Here is a 432-nt window from a genome sequence, read left to right on the forward strand (position 1 = left end):
GTCGCCGTCCCTGCGCAGGCGGGTCCGCAGGTTCTGTACCGCTTCGCGGTCCTCGGCGACTTCGGCGACACCAGCCTTAATGGCGAAAAGGCGGTCGCGGCCCTCATACGCAGCTGGAACGCCGATTTCGTTTTGACCGTGGGAGACAATGTCTATGGGCCGCAGCTGATAGACAATGCAATCGGCCAGCAATACCACGATTACATCGGAAACTACCAAGGCTCATACGGGAGCGGCAGCGCGATCAACCGCTTCTTTCCGACGATCGGCAATCACGAATACAATGACGGCAATCTTTCCAATTACTTGAACTATTTTACGCTGCCCGACAACGAGCGGTACTATGATTTCCAAATCGGGCCGGTGCATTTCTTCGCGCTCAACAGCAACAAGCAGGATCCGGACGGCCGCAGCGCGACGTCAGTCCAGGGG

Annotated in this window: 1 protein-coding gene; it reads left to right on the forward strand. The window is 57.4% G+C overall.

Going from position 1 to position 432, the window contains the following annotated elements; translation table 11 throughout:
• The coding region (locus KW825_RS20290) for a metallophosphoesterase (protein ID WP_218330240.1) at positions 1-432 on the forward strand (432 nt) is incomplete at both ends.

Source organism: Aeromonas sp. sif2433, assembly GCF_019218705.1.
GTDB lineage: Bacteria > Pseudomonadota > Gammaproteobacteria > Enterobacterales > Aeromonadaceae > Aeromonas > Aeromonas encheleia.